Origin of the sequence: Shewanella sp. cp20, assembly GCF_000832025.1 — a bacterium.
Taxonomy (GTDB): Bacteria; Pseudomonadota; Gammaproteobacteria; order Enterobacterales; family Shewanellaceae; genus Shewanella.
Window position 1 is genome coordinate 14,142 of the sequence record NZ_JPII01000027.1, and the last position, 25,807, is coordinate 39,948.

The window sequence follows — 25,807 nt, forward strand, 5'->3', positions numbered from 1 at the left end:
TGGGTGTGAACTTTGTCTGACCACTTAAACTGAAAGTGTGATCGATATCACTGGTCGGAGCGGGCTTTTATAACCTTTTGAAAGTTACATGACGTTTTTTAGCTGAAAATGGGATTTTACTAAGAGTTATTACTCTAATTTGGTCTCAAAAGTGGAAATATCTGATCGGATAATTTCAGTTTAGAATCTAATCAGTTAGTGGTGGAAATTTGGCTTTAGTGATCCAGATCACCTTGTGAAACCTCTGTTGGAGCCTGTCATTTTTGGTAAATAGGTATTACCAATTAATTTCAGTAGGTTAGCCAGAATGAATGCCGATTCGCTTGAAATGCATGTAAATGAATTGCAGGGGATCTGGATCCAGGTCACTTTATTGGCTTTCGCTCAAATAAGTAATTTTATTTCTGAAAATCATGGCATTTTCGGGCGGCAGGCCGATCGACTTTGGTGCATTACCAGGGACTTAGCTGGCAAGGTTTAGATCAAATTGCGATGTTTTAGGGCAAATCTCAGGATGAAAAATGCGCTAAATATGAAAAATCGCTTCCCCGTTGCTGAGTCGGAGAAGCGGTTTTTAGGCGCGAACGTCCCTAAGTTTAGGGACGCTCGAAGGTTAAGTTATCAATAAGGCGTGTGCTGCCCATAAAGGCGGCGGCCAAGATCACCAGCTGCTTGTCGTCGTCGCTGGCTTCGCGCAGATCGGCGGCGTTGCGCACCGACAGGTAATCAGGCTTAAACCCAGCCTGGTGCAACTGCTCCTGAGCCTGCTGCACTACATTAGGGATGGCTTGACCCTGGGCGATCGCCTCGGCCATCTCATCCAGGGTGCGCTTAAGCTGAGCCGCCTGCTGCTTCTGAGACTCGCTGAGGTAGCCATTGCGTGAACTCATGGCCAGGCCAGAGCTCTCACGAATGGTATCGATACCGACGATCTCGATAGGCAGAGACAGATCTTCCACCATGGCCTTGATCACCATCAGCTGCTGGAAGTCCTTCTTGCCGAACAGGGCCACGTCTGGCTGCACTATGTTGAACAGCTTACAGACTATGGTGGCGACGCCGCGAAAGTGCCCAGGGCGACTGGCGCCGCACAGCTCTTCCGACAGGCCCGGCACCTCGACAAAGGTCTGCTTATCCATCCCCTTGGGATAGATGATGGCTGGTGTCGGGGTAAACAACAGCTCGGCACCGGCGGCCTCGAGGGCGGCCTGATCGGCGGCCAAGGTGCGTGGATAGGCATCCAGATCTTCGTTCTGTCCAAACTGCATAGGGTTAACGAAGATGGAGACCACCACGTGATCGGCGCGTTTAAGCGCCTCGGTAACCAGGGTGATATGCCCCTGGTGCAGATTGCCCATGGTGGGCACGAATGCCACTGTCTCGCCGGCTTGTTTCCACTGACGCACCTGAGTGCGGATCGCGGCGATATCTTGGGTGGTGTACATGTTACAGCAACCTTTCTTAGCTAAATGTATGCTCGGCGGCGGGGAAGACGCCAGTGTCGACCTCTTCGATATAGGCGCGAATGGCGCTGCGGATCTCGCCAGTCTGGGCCAGATAGTTCTTCGAGAAGCGTGGGATGTAGCCGCTGGAGATCCCCAGTACGTCGTGCATCACCAAGATCTGACCGTCGGTGTCGGCGCCTGCGCCAATGCCGATAACCGGAATGGTGAGGGCCTCTGTGATGCTCTTTGCCAGCGCAGCCGGGATACATTCGACCACCAATAGCTGGGCACCGGCCGCCTCGATCGCCTTGGCTTCATCTATGATGCGCTGGGCGTTGTCGGCGTCACGGCCCTGTACCTTGAAGCCGCCGAAGACATGCACAGATTGCGGCGTGAGTCCCAGGTGGGCACATACGGGAATGCCGCGCTCGGTCAGCTTAGTGACGGTTTCCAGCAGCCAGTGGCCGCCTTCGAGTTTCACCATATTGGCGCCAGCCTGCATCAGGGCGGTGGCATTGGTCATCGCCTGCTCTGGGGTAGCGTAGCTCATGAAGGGCATGTCGGCGATCAGCAGTGAACGCTTGATGCCACGACGCACACAACGCGTGTGGTAGGCGATATCTTCGACTGTGACCGGCAGGGTGTCGTCGTGTCCTTGCAATACCATGCCTAACGAGTCGCCCACCAGTAGGACGTCGATCCCTTCGCTGTCGAAGGCGCCCGCAAAGCTGGCATCATAGGCGGTGAGTGCAGTGAACTTCTTACCTTCCTGCTTGAATTTCAGCAGGGTAGAGCTGGTTATCTTAGACATAATGCTGGTCTTAACTTTGATTTAAAAAAGGGTTCTGCCTGGGCAGTAGTGTGCTTTATAAGCTAACTGGGGCCTAAGTTCAATGATCCGGGCCGAGTTGTTGAACTTGCCTCTTAAGTTCCTCGGTGATCAGTGAGCTGAGTTGGGTTCCGCAGGGGAGAGTGAGCGTTGGTGCCAGATCTGACAGGGGAATTAATACGAAGCTACGGCTCTTCATGCCGTAGTGAGGCACCTTGAGGCGGGGGATATCCAGCTGCCAGTCGCCATAGAGGAGCAGGTCGAGATCTAAGGTTCTGGCCCCCCAGCGTACCTGGCGTACCCGGCCCTGCTCATTTTCGATCGCCTGCAGCGCATCGAGTAGCGCCAGCGGTGCGAGCGTGGTGGTAAAGCGGGCCACGGCGTTGAGGTAGTCGGGCTGGGGCACATCGCCCATGGGGGCGCTCTGGTAATAGGGGGAGACGCTCACCTGTCCGTCGCTTGCCAGGGCCTTCAGTGCCTGGCAGGCCTGATCCAGTTGGGCTTTAGGGGACGCGAGATTGGCCCCCAATGCGACATAGACGGTTAGCATTATTCGGCTTTCGGTGTCTTCTTTGGGCTGCGACGACGGCGGTTATTGCGGTTGCGGCTACCCTTGTTGGTGCTGCGGGCGATGACGCTGCGCTGCTCTTCGCTGCCCTCGACGAAGCTCTTCCACCAGGCGGCCGTCTTGGCCAGGTTACCACCTTCGGCTTCCGCCCTCAGCAATAGCAGATCATAGGCGGCGCGGAACTTAGGATGCTCGATAAACTTGAAGGCACGTGTGCCCTGGTTTCGCTCGAATCTCAGTTGCAGCTGCCAGATATCCTTGGCCGGGGTGCTGAAGCGACGGGGAATGCTGATGGTGCGGCACTGCTGCTCCATCACATCGCCCATGGCGGCGTAGAAGGCGTCGTATTGGCTCAGGCCACTCTCCAGGGCGATATCGTCGGCCCGTTGGCTGAGGGGGTACCAGAGCATGGCGGCGTAGAAGAAGGCCGGTGTGACCGACTTATCTTGCTGTACCCGCTCGTCTGTGTTGCGCATGATCGCCTTGATCATCTTGTGGCTCGGCCCCTTGGGATCTTCTTCCAGCAGGTTATCCACTAGGGGAAAGAGGGGGGCAAACAGGCCAAAGTCGCGCATCATGGCGAAGTTATTTTGTGCCTGACCGGCGAAGAAGAGTTTGAGTACCTCTTCATACATGCGGGCGGCGGGAATATCCTTCAGCAGGGGGGCCAGCTCGGGGATCGGCTCGGCCGCGGCCTTGTCTATGTTCATCCCCAGCTTAGTGGCGAAACGTACGGCGCGCAGCATACGCACGGGATCTTCGCGGTAGCGTTTCTGTGGGTCACCGATGAGGCGCAGGGTGCGAGACTCGAGATCTTGCAGGCCTCCGCCATAGCTGTGGATGGAGAAGTCGCTGATATCGTAATAGAGGGCGTTGACCGTGAAGTCGCGGCGCTCGGCGTCTTCATCTATGGTGCCGTAGACGTTGTCGCGCAGCAGGCGACCCTCGGCGTTGATCTTAGAGATCTTTTCGCCGCTGTCCACGTGATGGCCCCTCAGGGTCGCGACTTCGATGACGTCGCGGCCGAAGACGATATGGGCCAGACGGAATCTGCGTCCCACTAGGCGGCAGTTACGAAATAGCTTCTTAATCTCTTCCGGCGTGGCGTTGGTGACCACGTCGAAATCCTTGGGCTCTAGACCGAGGAGGATGTCGCGCACGCCGCCGCCCACCAAATAGGCCTTAAAGCCAGATTTGTGTAGACGATAGAGTACCTTAATAGCGTTTTCGCTAATGTGCTTGCGAGAGATTGCATGATGTTTACGTGCAACTATCTCCAGGCTTAGTCCCTCTGGTGTGGTTTCTGTGGTGTTTTGATTGTCTTCAAAAAGCTGCTTACAGAATTGACTAATACGGCGAAAAATAGGACACCTCGAACTTGGATCTTGAGTCAGGGTTAAAATTAGGCCGCTATCATAACTCAATTATGGGTTAAAGAGTATACCCGGACTTAGCCTGTCAAATCGGGTTTCGTGACGGCGGTTTGGTTTATGGCCTTAGCGGACTTAAGCGCCTGGCGGAAGTATGATCTCCTGCTGGCGCGGGATTCGGCTCAGGTCAAACTGGCTGACGGCCTGGGCCAGCATGGTCTCGACCCTGTCGGGGTCGCAGGGGGGCTGCCCGAGGAAGGCGAGCGCCGCATTGATGCTGGCCTGTGGCGCCTTAAGGTCGATGGCCGGGGCGTGATTCTGTTTCGAGAGTTTCATCCCAGGCTGGGCGCAGGCCAGCGGCAGGTGCAGCCACTTAGGCGTGTGTTCGCCAAAGAGGCTAAACAGAGTCGCCTGTCGGGCGCTGGAGGTGAGCAGGTCGGCGCCGCGCACCACCTCGGTAATGCCCTGAAAGGCATCGTCCATCACCACGGCCAGCTGGTAGGCGTAGAGGCCGTCGCGGCGCTTGATGATGAAGTCCTCTGCGGCAAACGCAGGTTCTACCTCTATTGCACCCAGTAGCTCATCGTTAAAGCGGGCGATGGCCAGGGTATTGCGAATACGTATGGCCCCCGGGTCGTGTTTCGGCGTGCGCTTCGCACAGCGGCCATCATAGGTGCCGCCCATCGCCTGGATCTGTTTGCGAGTGCATTGACAGTAGTAGGCCTTGTCCTGTGTCAGCAGGTTATCGAGGCGCGCCTGATAGGCCTCTAGGCGATCACTCTGATAGAGCACGGCGCCATCCCAATGCAGGCCATAGGCCTCTAGGGTCTTGAGGATGAGGTCGCTGGCGCCAGCTACCTCTCTGGGCGGGTCGATATCTTCGATACGCACCAGCCACTGACCCTGCTCGGCGCGGGCACGCAAATAGCTGCCAAGTGCGGCGATAAGGGAGCCAAAGTGCAGCGGCCCGGAGGGCGAGGGGGCGAAGCGGCCGATATAGGCCTTGTCGTCTAGCTTAGGGTGATTGGGGGAGAGGGTTGGGTCTGCTTGGGGGCTCACGGCAAAACCTTTGTTAACACTATCTATATCGCTGGTTGGGGCGACTGGATACAAAAAAGCGGGGCTAAGCCCCGCTTCTCGCCAGATTAACCGGCCATCTGTTTCTCTTTGATCTCGGCGAGCGTCTTACAGTCGATACAAAGGTCGGCCGTCGGACGGGCTTCGAGACGGCGGATACCGATTTCGATACCGCATGAATCACAGAAACCGAAATCGTCGTCTTCGATCTTCTGCAATGTCTTTTCAATCTTCTTGATCAGCTTACGCTCTCTGTCACGGGCGCGTAGTTCAAGACTGAACTCCTCTTCCTGAGCCGCACGGTCGACAGGGTCTGGGAAGTTAGCCGCTTCATCTTGCATATGATTCAGGGTGCGATCCACTTCTTCACGGAGCTGACTACGCCAAGCATCGAGAATCTTTTTGAAGTGACCCAGTTGAGCGGTATTCATATATTCCTCACCCGGTTTTTCCTGGTAAGGATCTACACCTGCGATAGCGAGCACGCCAAGTTTTTTAGTGCCTTCAGGCATAACGCATCTCCTGTTAATCATTTGCGTTGTAGGGCGTCTTTTATTAAAGGCCGATATCTATATCAGAATCTGATATACCACGCAAATTTTTTAAGCTGCCATGAGTTTATCTTTTGACTATGTCCTCTATTACGTATTAATTCAACTTTTACCGTCTATTTACAACTTGACAGGGCAGGATTTAATCAGCCTGGCGGCGCTGGGCGATAGTTCGCAGCGGTAGGCGAGAATTTCAACCCCCGCCTGGTGCGCCTGAGCGAGCAGATCGGCGTAGTCCGGATCGATGTGACGGGCGGCGGCCACGGAGGTAATGCCTGTGTGTTGCACCACAAATAGCAGCACCGCCCTGTGGCCTAGCTTGACCATCTCCATCAGCTCGCGCAGGTGTTTCTGACCACGTGTGGTCACCGCGTCCGGGAAATAGCCCTGACCCTGCTCTAATAAGGTACAACTTTTGACTTCTATATAGCAGGCGGGTTTGTCCTCGCTCTCCAGCAGGAGATCGATACGGCTGTTCTCGCTGCCATATTTGACCTCGCGCCGCAGGTTGTCGTAGCCGGTCAGTTCGCTTATCACTCCAGCTTCAATCGCCTCGGCCGCCAGGGCGTTGGCCCTTCCCGTGTTGATCCCTATGATGTGGCCCTCATTGGAGGCCGCCTGCTCCCAGGTGTGGGCATACTTACGTTTGGGATTATCTGAGGTCGAGAACCAGACGGGCTCGCCGGGAAACAGGCAATTGCGCATCGAGCCTGTGTTGGGGCAGTGGATGGTGATCTCCGAGCCGTCGCTGAGCTGTACGTCGGCGAGGAAGCGCTTATAGCGTCTGAGTAACTTTCCCTGTTCAAATGCGGGGGTAAAAATCATCTTTTTGACCTTGTTGTTCTGCTTATATGTCTTTGGCTACGTCTTGGCTGAGCTTGGGGTTGAGCTTGGGGTTGAGCTTGGGCCTGTCTTGGGCCGGTTTGGGGCTCTAGTGTCTGAGACAGCCTGTTGAGATACGCCGATGCTTAGCGCACGGATTCTACCTTATTAGGCGGCGCGCTGTCGCGGCGCGCTTTTAGGCTTAAGTGTGAGTAGGTTAGATAAAGCAGGGCGATTGGCGTTATACTTGGCTGCATTATTAGGCAGACCCACTAGGGCCTGTTGATCTTTTCCGTTTGTTTTTGCAGCTGTTTGAAGGTGATTTATACAAGGCAGAGCCTGTGTCGTGTAGTCTTCTACACAAACTGGCGATAACGCCGTAGAAATGGCCTACAAACGCTGCCCAACGGGTTCATCTAAACGCGCGCTGCACTTTATGAAAGGCTTCCTGCCTTTCACCGCAGGCGGTCAGCGACGCTGTTAGAAATCGTTCCAGACGATTTCTTTGTTGTTCGCCATTCACATAGAGTAACTATGCTTCATGGCTCTCGCCTCGTGCAAAACGCGTTTAGATTGAACAAAAATTAAACTTGAAAGATTAACAGGCCCTAGGGCCTAGCCACTCTCTGTACTGACAAGGAACAATTATGAGCGACGTGATGAAGATTTATCTGACCGAGGACGCCCCAGCGGCCCATTGGGGCAGCGCAGATGTGACCTTTACGGCGGGCCAAGCCAATATCCATCTGCAGGCGGGGGATCAGCTGCGCCAGGTGCAGCAGGCGGCACGTAAGCTGCGCGGTCAGGGGATCAACGAGGTGGCGCTCGAGGGCGAGCTGTGGGATCTTCACTCTCAGTGGGCCTTCGCCCAGGGATTTGCCACCGCCAAACAGATCGGCAAGATTGCCTGGTCCGGCGATGACGCCATCAAGAAGGTGCTGGATGACAGACGCGATAGCGCGGCCTTCGCCCGACAGTTGATCAACGAGACCCCAGAAAACCTGGCCCCGGTGACTCTGGCAAATCAGGCGGCCCAGTGGCTGACTAAAGTGGGCGGCGACAAGGTGAGCTACCGCATCATCGAAGGAGAAGCCCTGCTGGAAGAAAAGTGGATCGGTATTCACTCTGTCGGTCGTGGCAGCGAGCGTCCACCCGCGCTGCTCGAGCTGGATTATAACCCGCTGGGTGAAGACGCGCCCGTGTCTGCGGCGCTGGTCGGTAAGGGGATCACCTTCGACTCTGGCGGTTACAGCATCAAGGCCTCGGAAGGCATGCTGGGCATGAAGTGTGACATGGGCGGCGCGGCGACCGTGACCGCGGCCCTGGGACTGGCTATCAAGTCTGGCCTGAACAAGCGTATCAAGCTGTTCCTCTGTTGCGCCGAGAACCTGATCAGCGGCCGTGCCTACAAGCTGGGGGATATCCTCACCTATAAGAATGGTGTCTCGGTCGAGGTGGTAAACACGGATGCCGAGGGGCGTCTGGTGCTGGCCGATGGTCTGCAGGCTGCCTGTGAAACCGGTGCGCCTCTAGTGATCGATGCGGCGACCCTGACCGGCGCCGCGGTGATGGCGGTCGGCACGTCATACAACGCCATCTTCTCTCCTAGCCGAGAGCTGATCAGCCGCACCCAAGAGAAGGCGTCGGCCGTGGCCGAGCAGGTATGGCCGCTGCCACTGGAGCCTTGGCATAAAGAGATGTGTCCATCTGCCTATGCCGATACCGCTAATAGCCGCCCTGTTAAGGGTGGCGGAGCGGGTGGCGCCTCTAACGCCGCCGGTTTCCTCTGGCGTTTCGTGTCCGATGATACTCAGTGGCTGCACATGGATCTGGCCTCAGCCTTTGCCGATACGGCGAATGGCCTGTGGGCTGCCGGGGCAACCGCCCACGGCGTGCTGACTATCGCCGAGCTGTTGCAAGATTAAGCCCAAACCTTAGCTGCTACAGGAGTGAGCAAAGGTAAATTGAAAAAACGCGCCCCTGGCGCGTTTTTTTATGTCTAGGTGGGCCCCGTCTTATTCGGATTGGCGAAGTGGCCAGGAGGCCAATACCTTATATTGCACGCCCTGCTCGCTGCTTTGGGAGTGATAGAGATGCAGGGCGTTGCCGCTGAGGGTGAGGGAGGGCGCCTTGAACTCGGGTAGCACCTTGGCCTTGCGCATGAGGGTGATATGGGGCGTAAAGCTGTGCTCGCTGGTGTGCAGCCCCAGCTGCTGGGCCAGCCCTTGGCATAGATCGAACAGGCTGATGAGCCGGGGATCCCGCGCCACGCCCTTGAGACAGATAATCTTAGGCTTAAGCCAATGGTCCAGGGTGTTGAGAGTCACCTCGAATGTCGGCAGACGGCGTTGATGGGCGAGCCTGTCTAGGGTGTCGCATAGGGCCTCTTGTTGGTCCTCGCTGCACTGGCCGAGGAAGGCCAGGGTCATGTGCAGATTGTCTCTGGGAACTAGGCGTCCCTGCTTGTCTAAGCTCGCCTGTAGCCGGGTCAGCTGCGCCAGTTGTGCGGCATTGGGCGCGATGGCGAGAAAGAGTCGTTTCATTGGGTGTCCCCTGGTTGCCGATAAAGGTTAAAGTGTGTTACAAAAATGCTACGAGTCGAGCTTTCTACTGGCTTGATTTTTAAGCGACTTATTTTGCTGGTGTCGCTGTAAAAGCGAAATATAACCTATAGTCACTCACAGCTAGCCGTTACAACTTTAATCATAAGGTAATCCTATGATTTCTGACTATAATCAGTGTTTGTATCAGGTTAGCCAATCTAAGGACTAGATAGTATATGTCATCCGATACGCAACAGGGCCCCCTATCGCTAGAGCAGACGCTTGCTTACTTATGCGAACACGATCTGGAAGAGGAGCTGCAGCTTATCCTGCAGCAACTTGCCGCCAGCAATCAGTGTGATGGCCTGTTTCTGTTACGTATCGGCAAGGGACGTCTGCCCGTGCAGATCGAAGCCATGTACCAGTCCGACGCCTCTATTTTCAGTAAGCGCGACGCCGAGATGTTGCTCAGTCGGGTCGCCAATAACCGTCACCTGCATTCCTACACCTCCCTGCGCGAACCCGCCATAGTCGAAGATGTGGCCGCGATCATCGATGATGAGGACAGCCGTCTGCGCCTCAACCAGGCCAAGATCCGCAGCGTGTTACTCTTGCCGGTAGGCGGTGAGAGACACTATATCTTCGGCGCCTATCGTTATGACTGTGACGGTAAATGGCCCGAGGCTATTCGCCATAATCTGCTGCTGGCCGGCAGTATGCTGGGGCTGGCACAGGAGGCGGCACGTCAGCGTTTAAATGCCAAGAGCAACGAGCTGGTCTGTATCGAGCATCTCTATCGCCTGCCAATTCCCTGCGTGCATATCGGCGTGGATGACAGGGTGATTCGTTACAATCAGAGTGCGGCCGAGATGCTGCGTGTGGAGACGCTGCAGAAGGTGGAGAGCCTGGTGCCCAAGCGGGAGCAGAAGCGTCTGCTCGAGACCATGGCCCTGGTGAGAGATCAGCTGCTGGAGCAATCCAGCTGCGAGGTACCGCTGAAATATGCCCTGGACGATGACTTGTCCAAGGTGACATTTCTCTGCCTGTCCGGTGAGGATGGCCCCATTCTCATGCTGGTGGAGCCGGTGGGCGAGCCAGCAATGGAGAGCGAAGAGCGCAGCGTTTCGCTTAATTTCGACTCGCTGACCGGGCTGCCCAATCGCGCCTACTTCGAGGCCCTGTATGATCTGGCCAATCCCTGTCAGTGCGAGCGCTCTACCTTTGTCGGTTTCATCAACCTGGACAGGTTTCAGGTGGTCAATAATGTCAGCGGTCACAGGGCCGGCGATCAGCTCTTGTGCCAGCTCGCCGCCCGCCTGAGTCAGCTGGTGCGCAAGGAAGATGTTATCGCCCGTCTCAGCGGCGATGAATTTGGCATCTTGATGCCCAATATCGATGCGCAGAGTGCCGAGCAGGTCGCCGAGCGTATCTGTCATGCGATGGCTAACCATGAGTTTTGCTGGGAGGGGCGCCGCCATAGCGTGAGCGTCAGCATGGGGATGGCCCGCTGCGAGAGCGAGGTCGACTCTGTCTCGGATCTGTTGCGCCGTGCCGGTGCCGCCTGTCGTCTGGTCAAGGAGAAGGGCGGTAACGCCTGGTACTTCTATAGTGCCCAGGATCCCGTGGTCGAGAAACTCAATACCGAGATGAACGCCTCGGTGGATATCGTCGGTGCCCTGGCGAATGACAGGTTTGAACTCTTCTATCAGCCCATAGAGCCTCTGAATGTTAACGACGACGGGCTGCACTTTGAGATCTTGCTGCGCATGCGATCACCCGAGGGGGAGCTGATCCCGCCGGGGATCTTCCTGCCCGCCGCCGAGCGTTTTAACCTGGCGTCCAAGCTGGATCGCTGGGTGATCGATAAGCTGCTGCGTTGGGGCAGCGAACACCTGGCGCTATGGCAATCTCTCTCCATGGTGTCGGTGAACCTGTCGGCGCTCTCTATCAGCGACAGTGAGTTTATCAACTGGCTGGAGATGCGCCTGCTGGGCGAGCCCGAGCTGGTGAGTAAGCTCTGTTTCGAGATCACCGAGACGGCGGCGGTGAGCCAACTGGATCATGCCACCGGGCTAATCAATACGGTGAAGCCACTTGGCTGTAAGCTGGCGCTGGATGACTTTGGCTCAGGGTTCTCCAGCTTTGCCTATCTTAAGTTGCTCAATGTCGATTATGTGAAGATTGACGGCCAGTTCATTCAGCACCTGTGTGAGGATCGCGCCGACCAGGCCATCGTCTCCGCCATCTGTCAGCTCGGCCGTGACATGGAGTTTGAGATAGTGGCCGAGTTTGTCGAGTCGCTCGAAATCGCCAAACACCTGCTTAAACTGGGCGTCGAGTTTGGCCAGGGCTATGGCATAGCCTGTCCCGCGCCGCTGGCGACCCTGACCTCGGGTGAGGGACTGCACTGGTATCGCGAGCTGGAAGGTTAAGAGATGTTAACCTAAGGCAAGGCCTAAGCGGGGACTCCTCTGTTTAGCTTTGGCCTCATCTTTAGTAAACTGTCGCCAGTTTTTGCCGATTGAACACCGCCCTTGAATCAAGTAGCCCAACCTGTACCCAATGCTGTCCCTATCCAGTCACTCCTTGGCGAGATTAAGCAGGCGCTGGCAGATAACGCCCAGCTGATCCTGCAGGCGCCTACCGGCGCCGGTAAGTCGACCGCGCTGCCGCTGGCCATGCTAGATTGGCCTGAGATTGAGGGCAAGATCCTCATGCTCGAGCCAAGGCGTATCGCGGCCCGTAGCGTGGCGCATTTTATTGCGGCCAGGCGGGGTGAGGCCGTAGGTCAGTCTGTGGGTTTTCGGGTACGTGGCGAGTCGAGCGTTAGCGCCAAGACGCGTCTCGAGGTGGTGACCGAAGGGGTATTGACGCGGATGATCCAGCAAGACCCTGAGCTTAACGGTTATGGGCTTGTCATCTTCGATGAGATCCATGAGCGTCATCTCACCACAGATCTTGGCCTGGCACTGGCGCTGGAGGTGCAGGCCTCGTTTCGCGAAGATCTTAAAATTCTGGCGATGTCGGCCACCCTGGACGGTTTGCCGTTAAAAGCGCTGATGCCCGAGGCGGCGAGCCTGGTGAGTGAGGGGCGAAGCTTCCCGGTGAGTCTGAGTTACCGTCCTGCTGCCCATCAGGACTGGCTGCTGCACATGGCCAAGGTGATCGTCGAGGCGGTAGGCGAACATCAAGAGGGCTCCTTGCTGGCCTTTCTACCCGGACAGCGAGAGATAGCGCGGCTACAGACCCTGTTATCGGAACGGCTCGATGCTAAGCAATTTTTAATTACGCCGCTTTATGGCGCCCTGCCGCCGGCTCAGCAAGACAGCGCCATCGCGCCGCCACCGCCGGGGATGCGTAAGCTGGTGCTCGCCACCAACGTGGCCGAGTCGAGTCTGACCATTCAAGATATCCGCCTGGTGGTGGACGCGGGCTTTAAGCGTCAGGCCAGTTTCAATCCCAAGACGGCGGTGAGCCGCCTGTCACTCAAGCGAATCAGCCAGTCGTCGGCGGCGCAGCGCAGCGGCCGCGCAGGGCGTCTGAGTGAAGGCCACTGCATTCGCCTCTGGCCGCAGCAGGAGCATGAGCGTCTGCTCAAGGCCGATGAGCCCGAGATCCTCCACGGGGATCTGACCAATGCGGCCTTGGATGCCGCCTACTGGGGGGTTAACGCCCTGGGGGCTCTGCCGCTGATATCGCCTCCCTCCGAGGCCAATGAGACGGTGGCCTGGAACCTGTTGCAGGCCCTGGCGCTGGTGGATGGCGACAGGCGTATTACCGCCCATGGCCGCGCCGCCTATCGCCTCGGCTGCCATCCGCGCCTGGCGCACATGCTGCTGGCCGCCAGGGAGATGGACGGCATGGATGAGCCCTATTACCTGCCGCTCGCGGCGGTGCTGGCGGCGCTGCTGGAATCTCGCACCCTGGCGAGACGCGGCGCCGATATCAGCCGCTATCTCAACGATGCCAGGGGCGGTGAAACGGCCAAGTTAGCGCAGCAATATCTGACTAGGATGGATGCCGGCCGAGGCAAGGAGATAGCGAAAGCCATTAGCGAGAGTCGTGACCAGGATATCGCCACCCTGCTGGCGCTGGCCTTTCCCGATCGCATCGCCAAGGCGCGTGGTGCCAAGGGCTATCAGTTGGCCTGCGGCGCAGGCGTCGCCCTCAATGATGACGATGCATTGCAGGGTGAGCCCTGGCTGGTGGTGGCACAGTTTCAGGAGAGTGAAGGCCAGAGCAGCGGCCGGGTGCTGCTGGCGGCCAAGCTGGACGCGGCGCTGTTTGACGGGGCGCTGGCGAGCCTGGTGGAGTCGAAGGTGGAAACCGGCTGGGATGAGGAGAAGGCGCGCTTCTACGGGTTAACTCAAGCGCGTATCGGCGCTATCATATTGCGCGAGCGCCCCCTGGCTACCCTGGATGAAGAGACGATCAGGCAGGCTATCTATCAGCTGATCCGCACTAAGGGTCTCTCCTTACTGGGCTTTGATGATAAGGTGGAGCAGCTTCGCCTGCGCGTCGCCTTGGCAAGCCAGCTCGGCCTAGCGGGCGATTGGCCGGATCTGAGTGAGCAGGCCCTGCTCATGATGCTACCCGAGTGGCTCGGCCCCTATCTCGACGGCGTGCGCCGTCTGACCCAGCTCAAGGGACTGGATTTCTATACCTTGCTCCTGAATAGGATGGAGTGGGGGCAACAACAAGTGTTAAACGAGGCGCTGCCGAGCCATTGGCCGATGAAGACGGGCACTCGGGCGGCGATACGATATGAAAATTCGGGGCGAGCCCTGCTGAGTGTGCGCCTGCAGGAGGCGCTGGGCATGGCCGAGAGTCCCAGGCTGGCTCAGGGCAAGTTGACAGTGACCATGGAGCTTCTGTCTCCGGCCATGCGGCCACTGGCGCTGACTGCGGATCTGGCTAACTTCTGGGCGGGCCCCTATGTCGAGGTGAAGAAAGAGATGAAGGGGCGCTATCCCAAGCATCTGTGGCCGGACGATCCCGCCAACACCTTGCCGACTAAATTGACCAAGAAAAAGATGTCAGCAAAGGGGCTCTAGTCCCTTCGCTGTTTGACTGGAAATACGATGACGAATAAAGAGACACCAAAACCACGCAGGCCCCGCCAGTCTTCTACTCGAAAGCCGTCTACTGGCAAGTCGGCTAGTAGCAAGTCGGGCAAGAGCCAGTCGGCCAAGAGCAAGCGTGCCGCTGCGGCGAGGCCGGGTTGGGGACGCAGGATCTGGTCGTTAAGCTGGAAGCTTGGCCTGATCCTGATTGCCGCCATGACCATCTACAGTATCTATCTGGATCAGATCATCGCTCGCAAGTTTGAGGGGCAGAAGTGGCACCTGCCGGCGCAGGTATTCAGCCGCTCCATGGCCCTCTATCCCGGCGCCGCTGTGAGTCATGCTCAGCTGATCGCCGAGCTCAAGCTACTGGGCTACCGTAAGGTGGCCAACCCCCGCCAGGTGGGGGAATTTTCTGCCTCCATGACCAAGGTGGATCTCTGGCGTCGTCCCTTCCTGCATCCCCAAGGTTCGCAAGAGGCGCAGCGGGTGATGATCACCTTCGACAGCCAGGGGGTCGCCTCTGTGGCGCGAAGTAGCGATCACCGCGAGCTGGCGGTGTTCCACCTTGAGCCTGTGTTGTTGGATCGCATGATCACCGGCGACGGTGAAGACCGGCTGTTTGTGGCAACAGATAAGATCCCTCAGGCGATCGTCGATGCGCTGATCCTGGTGGAAGACAGGAGCTTCTACGAGCATCATGGGGTTAACCCCTTCGCCATCCTACGTGCGGCCATGGTCAACATCAGCGCCGGGCGGACGGTGCAAGGTGGTTCGACCCTGACCCAGCAGCTGGCGAAAAACTTCTTCCTCTCCAGTGAGCGCTCCATCATACGTAAGCTCAGAGAGGCCTTGATGGCGATCATTATCGATTTTCGCTACGACAAGGATGAGATCCTTGAGGCCTACCTCAACGAGGTCTATATGGGCCAGGATAAGTCTCGCGCCGTTCACGGCATGGGCCTGGCCTCCCAGTTCTATTTCGGTCGGCCGATCGCCGAGTTGACCCTGCCGCAGCAGGCCTTCCTGGTGGCAGCAATCAAGGGGCCTTCCTACTACAATCCTTGGCGTTATCCTGAGCGGGCTCAGGAGCGACGGGATCTGGTACTGCGCCTGTTGATGGAGTCGGGACAGCTGTCGGTGGCCCAGTACAAGGCAGCGGTGGAATCTCCCCTCGGTGTGCGTAAGGCGAGCAAGCCTGTACATCAGAAACTGCCGGCCTTCTTCGCCGTGGTGCGCGGCGAGTTGTCGCGCCGATTCGGCGACAGCCTGTTGCAGCAGTCGGGCATTAAGGTTTACACCACCCTGGATCCCCTGGCCCAGGAGGCGGCAGAACAGGCGGTGCGCTCGACCATGAAAAACCTGGAGCAGCGCGACAAGGCGCTGCAGGTGGGCATGGTGGTCACCGACAAATACTCTGCCGGTATCGCCGCCATGGTGGGCGATAAGGTGCCAAGTTATCAGGGCTTTAACCGTGCGGTGGAGATCCGTCGCCCCATAGGCTCGCTAATTAAACCATTCGTCTATGCCACGGCGCTGACACACGGAGACAAGTATACCCTGGCGACGCCGCTAAAGGATGAGCCCATCACTCTGACCAACTCCCATGGCAAGACCTGGTCGCCGCAGAACGTCAACAAGCAGTTCTCCGGCGAGGTGCCGCTGATGACCGCCTTCAAGAAGTCGATGAACGTGCCGACGGTCAACCTGGGGATGGCGATTGGCACAGATGCGGTGGCAACCACCTTGGCCAAGTCTGGCTGGAACGAGGCGATTCCCGAGTATCCTTCCATGCTGCTGGGGGCGGTTAACGGTTCGCCTTTGATGGTGGCCCAGGTGTATCAGACCCTGGCCGATAACGGTCGCTACCGTCAGCTGAGTGCGGTGACCCATGTGCTGGATGCCGATAATCAACCCTTGTCGGCCAGTCAGCGCGCGACGGTTCAGGCGATCCCCGTGGCCAGCGACTTCCTGGTGCAACATGCCATGACCCAGGTGGTGCAATCGGGCACTGCCGCCAGGTTAGGACAGGCCTTCCCGGGGGTGACCCTGGCGGGTAAGACGGGGACCAGTAACGATTCGCGTGACTCCTGGTTTGCCGGATTCGATGAGCGTAACGTGGCGGCCGTTTGGGTGGGGCTGGACGACAACGGCAAGACTAGCCTCTATGGCAGTAGCGGCGCCATGGCCGTGTACCAGGCCTTCCTCAAGCAGCGTGCCCCCATCGGCCTGAGACGCACGCCGGTAAGTGGTGTGGTGCCAGGGTATTTCGATGCCAAGACGGGTGTCGCCAAGGAGAAGGGCTGCAACAATGTGGTGGCGCTGCCGGCCTTGAGTGAGAGCTATCATCCGGCTAAGAACTGTGGCGATCCGCTGTCCTGGTGGCAGAAGCTGATGGGGGGCTAGGGCTCGATCAGGCTTTCCATGGTTAATAAATGGTTAACAAAAAAGCTCACCTTAGGTGAGCTTTTTTATTGTATTGCTGGATTGAGTCGCGCTATATGGCGCTCTCTGTCTTGTTGGCAGAGCTAGGGCCTGTTGACCTTTTGAGAACAAATTTTGTTCTAATTGAGCACGTTCAAATCGCGGCATGAGGCTTGTAGTATAGTTATTCTATATAAAAGCCGAGCAACAAAGAGTTGAACGTGCTCAAGACGAACCCTGCGGGCAGCGTCTGTATCATTTTTCTACTGCGTTATCGCTCATTGATGTAGCACACCACATTACAATCGCTCTGCCTTGTACAAAATCGATACAGAATGCTGCAAAAATGAACGCGAAAGATAAACAGGCCCTAGGGCCTGGTTACTTACGGCGTTTCTTAGGCTTGGCCTGTTGCCATAAATAGAGGCCGGAGATTGCCATGAAGATGAGGCAGAGGGCGACGAGATCCATCATCAGCGAGCCGGCTAGCCCGACGATGCGGCCGCTGTGCAGGTCTAGCAGCACACGCTCCCAAGTGAGGTGCATGGCGCGGGCGCTGAGTGATAACTCCTGGATGAGCGCGTGACTCTTGTTATCGGCAAGCGGCGCTTGCCAGTCGAGGGCCACCAGAGGCTTTGCCGCCTGCCACTCGATGAGATCGGCATCGCTCAGATAACTGCCCGAATCTGTGTCGAGCCATAGCTGCTGGCCGTCATCTGTGGGCAGTAGGCCCAGGGCTCTGAGATCTTGAGGCAGGCCGGTTGCCCGGCCCTGCTGTTCAAGCAAGGCACCGTCTTGGCCCAGCAGATAGAGGTGCTGGGTGTCGATGGCCACATAGTGCTCGCCATAGGCGAGGGCACCAAGCAGCGGCCCTTGGGCTTCTAGTACTGGCTTGCCTTTTAGCCAGAGTAGGTTATCGCTGGTGGCGAGCAGTGGCTGTGTTTCGAAGATGGCGACCCGGCCAGGCGCCTTGATGCCATAGTGATCCAGCAGCCAGCCTTGATGTACATGGGCGCTGTCTAGTGCGAAGTCGTTGCTGTGATTGATTAAGACGCCAGTGACGGCAACCATGACCACTAACAGGGCGCTGGCGATCCCTAAGCGTCTGTGCCAGGGGCGGAAGATCTTGGCGAGTTTCTGCCACAGGGGTTTACGATGGGGGTGGCGGGGCTTGTTTGTCATCTATGGCGTTCTTTATTGTGACTATTATCTGGCGCGCGGCCGAAAGCAGACTCATGAATGCCCGGCGCTGACAGCCTGTTGGATACGAAAAGAGCAGGGCTAGCCTGCTCGCTGGTCATCATATAACAGCCTTTGGGATAACGCCAACCTAGGCTTAGGGCTTGTTGACCTTGTCGTCCAGATAGAGGGCGATGCGTGATAGCTTGGTCAGGGCGCGTACCGACAGGGTGGCCCCTGTGATGCCATCTATCTTGCGATCCAGCTGATGTTCCTCGGTAAGCCTGGCCTGCTTAAATTGATCGGTGAAAAACTCGTGGCGTACCTCGTCGCCACGGCTCTCACGATAGACCAGCACCTTGGTCTGCACTATCGCCTTGTCTTTCACATGGATGCCGACCGTGATGGGGGACTCCTTGCCTATCTCTTCGAGGATCCACACTGTCTCGCCTTCATGCAGCCAGTAGCGCAGGCGCATCTTGTTGAATTTATGTGCCAGGATATCTTCGATCACCAGCTTGTCGCTATCCTCTAACCAGTAGACCTTGGCCTTGGGCATGGGGCCGGCAAAGGCCTGGCTGATAAAGTCTTCGCTGCTTTGGTAGACGCTGGCGGCCTGTACGCAGAAGGCGGTGAAGAGTGAGGCAATTATAAGTTTGATAGAGAGAGACTTCATTGGATGACCCGGTAGCAAGAGTGGATGAGGCCTGTGGTAATGAATCCGTTCAGCAGTTGTTTCATTGTGCTGTTAACTATGACTAAGACACCTCGTAAAGTGGCTTAGCCATAGGCAGTGCTCAATGGGAGCATTGAGCACTGCGGTATGGGCTAATGGCTTAGATGGGCCAGAGGCTTAGAACTGGTAGCCAACGCCTAGGTTGAAACCGTCGGCATCCTTAGCGCCACCAACTTTTTCGTAGTCGGCCTTGAAGACAACGTTTTCGTGCAACCAGTAGTTGATACCTACGTTAGTTTGCTCGACCTTAGTGTCGTCGCCGTTGCCTGCGTTGTTGTCATACTCGTTGTAGCGAGCGAAGACACCAAAGCTTTCGTTGAAACGGTAAGATGGCTCGATATACCAACCTGTCTGCTCATCACGGCCAAGTGCTTCAGCTTCTTTACCATCGATATCCCACTGAGCATACAGTGCCTTAACGGTGAAGTTCTCGATGTTGTAGATAGCGTGTGCAGTCAATAGGGTCGCAGAAGCGGTATCGACATCGCCACGGCCTTGAGTCAGATCTGATTGGTACTGCACGGTAGCAGCCAGCTCTAGACCTGGAACGGCAGTGTATTTAACACGTGCTGTGTAAGCCAGATCTTCTGCTTTTGCCTTAGAAACTTTCTGACGACCGCCACGGATCTTGTAGTCTTCGCCAACGTTCAGGCCAGAAGTGACCGCTGCATCGAAGGCTAGGCCTGGGGCTGCCTTAACGTTTAGGTTTAGACCTGCTTCCCACCAAGTGGCTGGCAGGATGTTTTTCTCAACCGGGTTACGCTCAACACCGTAGAATGCTGGTGGCTCGTGAGTTTCGTTGATGATACCTACTGGCATCAGGAACAGACCCGCCTTACCGGTCAGCATGTCGTTGAAATCGTGCTCGATGTAAGCCTGCTCTAGCTCTACTTCACCGTTCTGGCCGTCACCAGAGATAGAGTGCTCTAGCTCTACTTCAGAGAAGAAACGTGTGTTTGAAGTGAATTCGTGGCCGAAGAAAAGTACGAAACGGTGGAAATCGAACTCTTTCTTGTCTTTACCTGATTTGTTGTCAGTGATGTTGTTGTAGTGAAGCTCACCATAACCACCGATAGTCGTCGCGCTCTTAGCTGAGCTGCTTTCTTCAACGGCGTCGGCAGTTTTCTCTACACGCTGCTCGGTTTGCTCTAGACGCTTCTCAAGATCTTTCAGCACTTTCTGTTGCTGTTCGATCACTTTACGCAGTTCTTGAGTCTCATCTGAGGCGATAGCGGCTTGGCTAGCGAATGCGCTGACCAGTGCTGCGGCAATTAGCGTTTTCTTCATCATTTCTCTTCCCAGTTGTTGTATCAGGGTTATTAAGTTGCTGGCGATTCTATCAATTAGGTATCGTAATGCAAACTATTATCATTAAGTTTTTTGATTGAGATCAACAAATGTAAAGTCAAGGTAAAGTAGTTTGCACTTGCATGGTGCGGAGACGTTGTAATGGTGAATGCTTAAAACTCCTTAAATAACAGTTGGTTGTATTTCTCTTGGCGTATTTATCGTCTTGACATTCGCTGACAATGTTAACTTTAAAAAATTTATCTTTTTTGCAGCTTTAGTGGATTTAGGATGTAAATGGGCTGCGTTGGTGGCCATTTTGGCAGGTGAATAGGCGGGCCGATTTGGCTTGCTCGCCAATTTGATATGGCATCTTGAGCAAGAGAATCAGCTTTTAGCGGGGCTCGGTGAGGGCTCCTTCATCCTCTAATAAAGTCATCGGAGAAGTGTTTGGCGGGTTTTGCTATAGACTGTGCCTCCTTAAATTTTTAACTGACTGTTATAGTTAACTCTTACACCACCTGATTGACGAGCCGATATGTTTCTAAGTCCTTATTTTAATAAAGCACAGCAATTGGTCTCTGTGTCAGCCCAGCAGGCGAGCGAATTTGCCAAAGGGGTCGCACAGGACTTTAATCCCATCCACGATGTCGATGCCAAGAAGTTTTGCGTACCCGGAGATCTCCTGTTTGCCTTGGTGCTTGGACAATATGGGCTGAGCCAGAAGATGACATTTCGTTTCGAGGGCATGGTCGGCAGCGGTGTCAATCTGGTGTTTCCCGATGCGGTAGGCGACAGCTTTGCCATCTTGGATGATAAGGACAAGCAGTACCTGAGTGTGAGCCGCAGCGGCGAGACAACCCAGTGCGAGGTGCAGACAGAATCTTTTGTGCGCAGCTATGTGGCCTTCTCTGGCCTTAACTTTACTCACGTCTTAGTGCCCTTGATGAAGCAGCACGGCATGATGATCAACCCGGCGCGCCCCTTGGTGATCTATGAGAGCATGTCGTTCGATCTCAATACCTTAGATTTCGACAGCATCGCCCTTAGCCTGGTAGAGCAGACGCTTGAGATCGACGGCAAGCGCGGCGACGTGACCCTGAAGTTTGAGCTGCACTGCGGCGACACCCTGGTGGGCACGGGCGAGAAGACCCTAGTGCTTAGCGGCCTGCGTCCACTGGAAGATGCAAGCATGGATGAGATGGTGGCCCGCTATGAGGCGCGTCGCGTCAGCTATCAGCAGGCCGACTAGTCAGCTGGCATGCTGAATTGGGGTCGGCGCTGGCCGGCTCCTCATCTTGTCTCTTTTCCGATAGCGCTCGTAAATTTACCCCGTCGCCTTTCTTCCCTGTTTATTGCTCACCGCTATTTACCCTAGATATTTACCTTAGATATTTCCCCTTTCTTGCCGTGAGATTCGCCTGAAATCGGGTGTTACGCACGCTTTTTAAACGACTACCCCGCCCAAGTCTCGGGCCAGATTGCCAAGCAGGTGGCTTTGTTTTACTTTAGTGGGATTGTTTTGCTATTCCCCTTTGCTGCTCGCCCCGCTGGGCGGCCGACAAGCTCGTTTGGATAAGGAAAGAGATGCCAAGCTTAAATCGAATCGTGCTGATCAATACGCACCTCCCTGGCGTTGTGGAACTCGCCCTCGATGGACACACCAATATTTGTGGTACCAATGCCTCGGGCAAGACCACCTTGCAGCGTCTGGTGCCCGTGTTTTATGGCGAGTACCCCAGCCGCGTGGTGCCCTCGACCCGTGACAGCTTCGAGCGTTGGTATCTGCCCCATGATTCCAGCTATATCATCTATGAATACCGGCGAGACGACGGCCTGCTGACCCAGGCTGTACTGGCGTCGGCCGGAGACGGCAAGGGGGTCAACTACCGTTTCATCGGCAAGGGCTTCGAGCTGGAGGACTACGTAAAGTCGCAGCAGGGGGAGTCGATTCTGTGCCACAACATGGCCGAGCTTGGCCGCGAGATGAAACGCGCCGGTGTGGCGGTGACCAACCTGCTCAACACCCGCGAATACCGCGCCATCATTCAGAACGATCGTACCCTGCTCAGCACCGGCAGCAACCGCAGCGAATTGCGCGCCTACGCCCGTCAATTCTCCCTGTGTCAGCATGAACATACGCTGCGCCACATAGAGAAGCTGGCCAAGGCGGTGCACTCCAAAGAAGGCAAGATGGAGACCATCAAGTCGATGATCGCCGCCATCTTGGAGGAGGACGGGGTTAACCCGCCGAGTTCACGTCTCAACCCTCAGCGGGTAGAGGCCTGGATCCGCGAGAGCCAGTTAATTCAGGGCTTCGAGCAGATCCGTCCTGAATTTGACAAATTAGAGCAGGAATTTAATCAGTTACTGAGCGCCGAACAGCGCCTGGCCGGACTCAAGCGGGGTTATGGCAAGGATGAGGCCCAAGAGATAGAGCGTCAGGAGATCAATCAGCAGCGCTCGAAAGAGCTTGGTAACAAGCTGCGTCAGCTCGACGACGAGTGGAAGGAGCTGCGCGACGAACTCAACCTGGATCTCTCCGCCGCCAAGGGCGATGTCGCCAAGATAGAGCACGAGCTGGATATCATCGAAGATCAGCACGCAGGTTTTCTCGATGCCGACATAGAACAGGCCAAGTTGGACCTTAAGCAGCTGCCTAGCTGGCGCGCCAGCCTGGAGAACCTGACCGAACGTCATAAGCTGCAGACCGAGAAGCACCAAGATATCGAGGCGGCCTACAACGCCCGTCGCAGCAAGATTGGCGAAAACCTCAACCGCGAACTGGAACAGCTCGACAAGGAGCAGGATAAACATCGAGAAGCCAGAGACAAGCAGCAGGAGGCGGGCCGTGAAGAGTTGGCCGCCCTCGATGTGAGCTGGCGTGAGCAGATGGAGGCGGGTCGTGCCAAGCACAACGAGCAGGAATATCAGCTCAAGTTAACTGCGGCCGAGCTGCAGATGCAGATCAACAACGTCACCTACAGCGAAGAAGAAAAACTGAATCTGGCGGTGTTTGATGAGCGTATCTCCCGCGCCGACGAGGAGCAGGAGGCCTGCAACGCCATGGTGGATCGGCTCGCCGGAGAGGAGCGCAAGCTCAGGGCCAAGCGAGACCAGGCCAATGAGGGGCTGAGGCAGGCGGGCGTCAGGGTTATCGAGCGCCAGGGCGCGCTGGATGAGCTGCATCAGGTGCTCTTTCCTCAGTCTCATACCCTGCTCGAATATCTGCGCAAGGAGGTCGATGGCTGGGAGGAGAGCATAGGTAAGCTAATCAACCCGGAGCTGTTACATCGCAGCGATCTGCACCCGGCCAAATCCGCCGGTGGCGACAGCTTCTGCGGCGTCGATCTGGATCTCAAGGCATTGGCCACCCCCGAATATGCTGCCTCGGAGCAGGAGCTCAGGGGCCGCTATAGCGAGGCCGAGGAGGCGCTGGCCAGCGCCAAGCTGCTGCAGGCAGAGGCGGAGGAGGCCTTGGTGGCCATCAATGCCGAGCTGGATAAGCTTAACCGCGAGTTGACCTTTGCCAAGACGGCCTACAAGAACAGCCGTGACGACTTGCGCCGTCTGTTCGACGAGAAACGCGCCGAGCAGGAGAAGATCAATCAGGCACTCTCTGCCCGCAAGGCCGAGTCACAGAAGCGTCTCGCCCGTCTCGACAGCGAGATGAAACAGCTTAAGGCTCAGCATCAGGAGTGGCTCGAGGAACAAAACGAGCAGGCGCTCGAGGCGCGCATGGAGAAGAAGGCCTACTGGCAGGAAGTGGTTGGCGCGCTGGATGCCCAGCTCTCCCAGGTGAAGCAGAATATTAACGATCGCCGTCAGGCGGCCAAGGCGGAGCAGAAGGCCTGCGAGCAGTGGTATAAGGATGAGCTAAAGTCCCGCGGCGTGGATGAAGATAAGATCCTTAAGCTCAAGCAGGAGATCCGCGAGCTGGAGAGCAACATCAGCAAGGCGGAGCAGCGCCGCAGCGAGGTACTGCGCTTCGACGACTGGTATCAACACACCTGGCTGGCCCGTAAGCCTAAGCTGCAGACAGAGCTGAGTCAGGTCAAGATGGCGGTGACCGAGCTGACGCAACAGCTCACTACTAAGGCCAACGAGATTAAACATCAGCGCCAGCAATACGATAGTGAGCGTAAACAGTCTGACGCCATCCAGGTGGAGGCCTCGGAGAACCTGACCAAGCTGCGCGCCGTGATGCGCAAGCTGGCCGAGCTGAAACTGCCATCGAGCCAGGATGAGATGCAGGGTGGACTCACAGAGCGTCTGCGTCAGGGCGAAGAGTTGTTGCTGCGCCGGGATCAGCTGATGGGATCGGTGAAGCAGTATATCGAGCATTTCGACTCGGTGATCGCCAGCAAGTCGGGCTCCAGTCTGTCAGAGACCTGGGAGCGCGCCCGCGAGGAGTCGAGCTTCGTCAACGACAAGGGCATTCGCCTGCTGGATTATCGCAAGCTGGTGCCGCAGCTTGAGCAGCTGCTCAACGTCATGGTGCCACAGGCGATCATGGGGCTGAGGGAGCAGGGGCGTAACTTTGGTATCGATCTGACGGCCTTTTACGACGTGCTGGCCGATATCGACCGCCGCATCGCCTCCCAGAGCGCCCGCATCACCCGTGAGGTGGGCGAAGAGCTGTTCCTCGACGGCGTCAGCGAGTCCGCGGTGCGTATCCGCTCACGCATCAGCGAGCTGGAGTTCTGGCCCGAGCTGGAGGAGTTCGTTAAGGCGTTCAAACAGTGGAAGGCCGAAGGCTTTGCCGATCTGCCTGACGAGCACTACACCAGCAGCATGCGCCGCGCGTTGGATATTATCGGCCGCGCCGCCCTGACCGGTGGTATCGCCAAGCTGCTGGAAATCGAGCTGCGCCTGAAGGAGGGCAACAGCGATCTAGTGATCCGCACCGACCGTCAGCTTAACGAGTCGTCGAGCCATGGTATGGCCTATCTGATTTTGTGTAAGTTCCTGCTGGCCTTCACCCGCCTGCTGCGTGGCCGCGCCGATGTCACCATTCACTGGCCGATCGACGAGCTGGGTACCCTGCACCACGGCAACGTGAAGAAAATTTTCGATGCCTGTGAGAACAACAACATCTCGGTACTGGGCGCCTTCCCGAATCCTGAGTCAGAGGTGCTTAACCTGTTTGCCAACCGATACATCATCAACAAGCAAACCAAGAAACTACAGGTGGTTAAGCCACAGATTAACCCCATTGCCGATAAGCTGAGCCAGCGTTTTGCCAAGGAGGCTGTGTAAATGAGCACTAGCACACAAACCGTACTCGTGGGCCAGGGCGCCCTGATCGAAGCCTTGCTGCGCGGCGAGTTTATCTGCCGAACCAGTAACGAAGACGCCTGGCGCGCGCTTAAGTCGCAGACCACGCGTGACAGCGTTGAGCAATACCTGAATCAGATCAACCGCACCCTGGCCTCGGCAGGCGAGGGCGAGGTGTTCTTCTGTGGTTACCTGCAACTGGGGGACGATGAACGTAAGGTGATCTCCAGTCAGTTTCGCGATATCTGCCATGCGCTGATCCCACTGGTGGAGTGGCTGGTGCTGGTGCAAGAGGCCAGCGGTCAGGATGCCCCATTGTCTGAGGGCGCGGCGGTGCGTCTCAACGAGCTGCAGACCCGTATCGAAGATACGCCGGCGTTTCGTGAGCAGCTGGCTAAGATCAGCCACTATCGCCTGTTTGGCTCAAGTTCTACCCAGGTGGACGCGCAGATTAAGTTGGTGTTTAAGCGCCTGGTGGAGCTGGGCTATCTGCTGCGTCCCAACCAGGAGAAGCAGATCTATATCGCCACCGGTAAGCTGGACTATCTCTATGAGGTGATCCGTTTTATCGACGAAACCGAAGGACTCAGCCTGGAGGCCCAGGCGGAAACCGCAACCCAGAGGGACTTGATCTGA

The 25,807-nt window shown here is 56.6% G+C and carries 19 protein-coding genes; 8 read left to right on the forward strand and 11 right to left on the reverse strand.

Translation table 11 applies throughout. The annotated features are described in order from the left end of the window. Positions 1–307 precede the first annotated feature (307 nt). Positions 308–481, forward strand: a complete 174-nt coding sequence (locus DB48_RS20230) for a hypothetical protein (RefSeq protein WP_160290148.1) — start codon at positions 308–310, stop codon at positions 479–481. Positions 482–596: 115 nt separating this feature from the next. Here the strand turns inward: DB48_RS20230 and panC are convergent, their stop codons facing one another. The 7 genes from panC to sfsA all read right to left on the reverse strand — a co-directional run bounded on the left by panC (position 597) and on the right by sfsA (position 6,665). After that, positions 597–1,445 (reverse strand): pantoate--beta-alanine ligase, encoded by an 849-nt coding sequence (panC, locus tag DB48_RS09680; RefSeq protein ID WP_041510093.1) that lies wholly within the window; start codon positions 1,443–1,445, stop codon positions 597–599. 16 nt (positions 1,446–1,461) lie between these two features. After that, positions 1,462–2,256 carry a 3-methyl-2-oxobutanoate hydroxymethyltransferase gene (gene panB / locus DB48_RS09685; RefSeq protein ID WP_041510094.1) on the reverse strand — a complete coding sequence of 265 codons (795 nt, stop codon included), beginning with the start codon at positions 2,254–2,256 and terminating at the stop codon, positions 1,462–1,464. Between the two features lie 79 nt (positions 2,257–2,335). Beyond that, the gene (gene folK, locus DB48_RS09690) at positions 2,336–2,824 is read right to left on the reverse strand and encodes a 2-amino-4-hydroxy-6-hydroxymethyldihydropteridine diphosphokinase (protein ID WP_041510095.1); all 489 of its coding nucleotides are present in this window, start codon (positions 2,822–2,824) and stop codon (positions 2,336–2,338) included. Next, a complete protein-coding gene (gene pcnB, locus DB48_RS09695; protein WP_052813743.1) occupies positions 2,824–4,266 on the reverse strand; it encodes a polynucleotide adenylyltransferase PcnB in 1,443 nt (480 codons plus the stop codon). Before pcnB ends, folK begins: the two co-directional genes overlap by 1 nt. Positions 4,267–4,347: 81 nt before the next feature. Continuing rightward, a complete protein-coding gene (gluQRS, locus tag DB48_RS09700) occupies positions 4,348–5,271 on the reverse strand; it encodes a tRNA glutamyl-Q(34) synthetase GluQRS (RefSeq protein ID WP_041510189.1) in 924 nt (307 codons plus the stop codon). 86 nt (positions 5,272–5,357) lie between these two features. Next, on the reverse strand, positions 5,358–5,801 hold the full coding sequence (dksA, locus tag DB48_RS09705; protein WP_011866925.1) for an RNA polymerase-binding protein DksA: 444 nt from the start codon (positions 5,799–5,801) through the stop codon (positions 5,358–5,360). 159 nt (positions 5,802–5,960) lie between these two features. Then, on the reverse strand, positions 5,961–6,665 hold the full coding sequence (sfsA, locus tag DB48_RS09710; RefSeq protein ID WP_041510096.1) for a DNA/RNA nuclease SfsA: 705 nt from the start codon (positions 6,663–6,665) through the stop codon (positions 5,961–5,963). A gap of 644 nt (positions 6,666–7,309) precedes the next feature. Here sfsA and pepB point away from each other — a divergent pair. Beyond that, on the forward strand, positions 7,310–8,587 hold the full coding sequence (gene pepB / locus DB48_RS09715) for an aminopeptidase PepB (RefSeq protein ID WP_041510097.1): 1,278 nt from the start codon (positions 7,310–7,312) through the stop codon (positions 8,585–8,587). A gap of 90 nt (positions 8,588–8,677) precedes the next feature. On the opposite strand, the gene thpR is transcribed toward pepB, so the two are convergent. Continuing rightward, positions 8,678–9,205: an RNA 2',3'-cyclic phosphodiesterase gene (gene thpR, locus DB48_RS09720; protein WP_041510098.1), complete on the reverse strand. Its 528-nt coding sequence runs from the start codon at positions 9,203–9,205 to the stop codon at positions 8,678–8,680. Between the two features lie 236 nt (positions 9,206–9,441). Here thpR and DB48_RS09725 point away from each other — a divergent pair, with 236 nt between their 5' ends. From DB48_RS09725 to mrcB, 3 genes are all read left to right on the forward strand, one after another. Continuing rightward, a complete protein-coding gene (locus DB48_RS09725) occupies positions 9,442–11,637 on the forward strand; it encodes a putative bifunctional diguanylate cyclase/phosphodiesterase (RefSeq protein ID WP_041510099.1) in 2,196 nt (731 codons plus the stop codon). Positions 11,638–11,739: 102 nt separating this feature from the next. Continuing rightward, the gene (gene hrpB / locus DB48_RS09730; protein ID WP_041510100.1) at positions 11,740–14,259 is read left to right on the forward strand and encodes an ATP-dependent helicase HrpB; all 2,520 of its coding nucleotides are present in this window, start codon (positions 11,740–11,742) and stop codon (positions 14,257–14,259) included. Between the two features lie 27 nt (positions 14,260–14,286). Next, complete coding sequence (gene mrcB, locus DB48_RS09735) at positions 14,287–16,674, forward strand: penicillin-binding protein 1B (RefSeq protein WP_041510101.1); 2,388 nt, start codon at positions 14,287–14,289, stop codon at positions 16,672–16,674. Positions 16,675–17,073: 399 nt separating this feature from the next. Here mrcB and DB48_RS09740 read toward each other — a convergent pair whose 3' ends face one another. From DB48_RS09740 to DB48_RS09750, 3 genes are all read right to left on the reverse strand, one after another. Beyond that, positions 17,074–17,874: a PepSY-associated TM helix domain-containing protein gene (locus tag DB48_RS09740; RefSeq protein WP_041510102.1), complete on the reverse strand. Its 801-nt coding sequence runs from the start codon at positions 17,872–17,874 to the stop codon at positions 17,074–17,076. 154 nt (positions 17,875–18,028) lie between these two features. Further along, complete coding sequence (locus tag DB48_RS09745; RefSeq protein WP_041510103.1) at positions 18,029–18,547, reverse strand: FMN-binding protein; 519 nt, start codon at positions 18,545–18,547, stop codon at positions 18,029–18,031. A gap of 177 nt (positions 18,548–18,724) precedes the next feature. Beyond that, positions 18,725–19,894 carry a porin gene (locus DB48_RS09750; RefSeq protein WP_041510104.1) on the reverse strand — a complete coding sequence of 390 codons (1,170 nt, stop codon included), beginning with the start codon at positions 19,892–19,894 and terminating at the stop codon, positions 18,725–18,727. A gap of 538 nt (positions 19,895–20,432) precedes the next feature. Between DB48_RS09750 and DB48_RS09755 the strand changes: the two genes are divergently transcribed. The 3 genes from DB48_RS09755 to DB48_RS09765 all read left to right on the forward strand — a co-directional run bounded on the left by DB48_RS09755 (position 20,433) and on the right by DB48_RS09765 (position 25,807). Beyond that, complete coding sequence (locus tag DB48_RS09755; protein ID WP_041510105.1) at positions 20,433–21,146, forward strand: DUF3581 domain-containing protein; 714 nt, start codon at positions 20,433–20,435, stop codon at positions 21,144–21,146. 335 nt (positions 21,147–21,481) lie between these two features. Next, positions 21,482–25,153 (forward strand): ATP-binding protein, encoded by a 3,672-nt coding sequence (locus tag DB48_RS09760; RefSeq protein WP_041510106.1) that lies wholly within the window; start codon positions 21,482–21,484, stop codon positions 25,151–25,153. Further along, positions 25,154–25,807: a condensin complex protein MksE gene (locus tag DB48_RS09765; protein WP_041510107.1), complete on the forward strand. Its 654-nt coding sequence runs from the start codon at positions 25,154–25,156 to the stop codon at positions 25,805–25,807.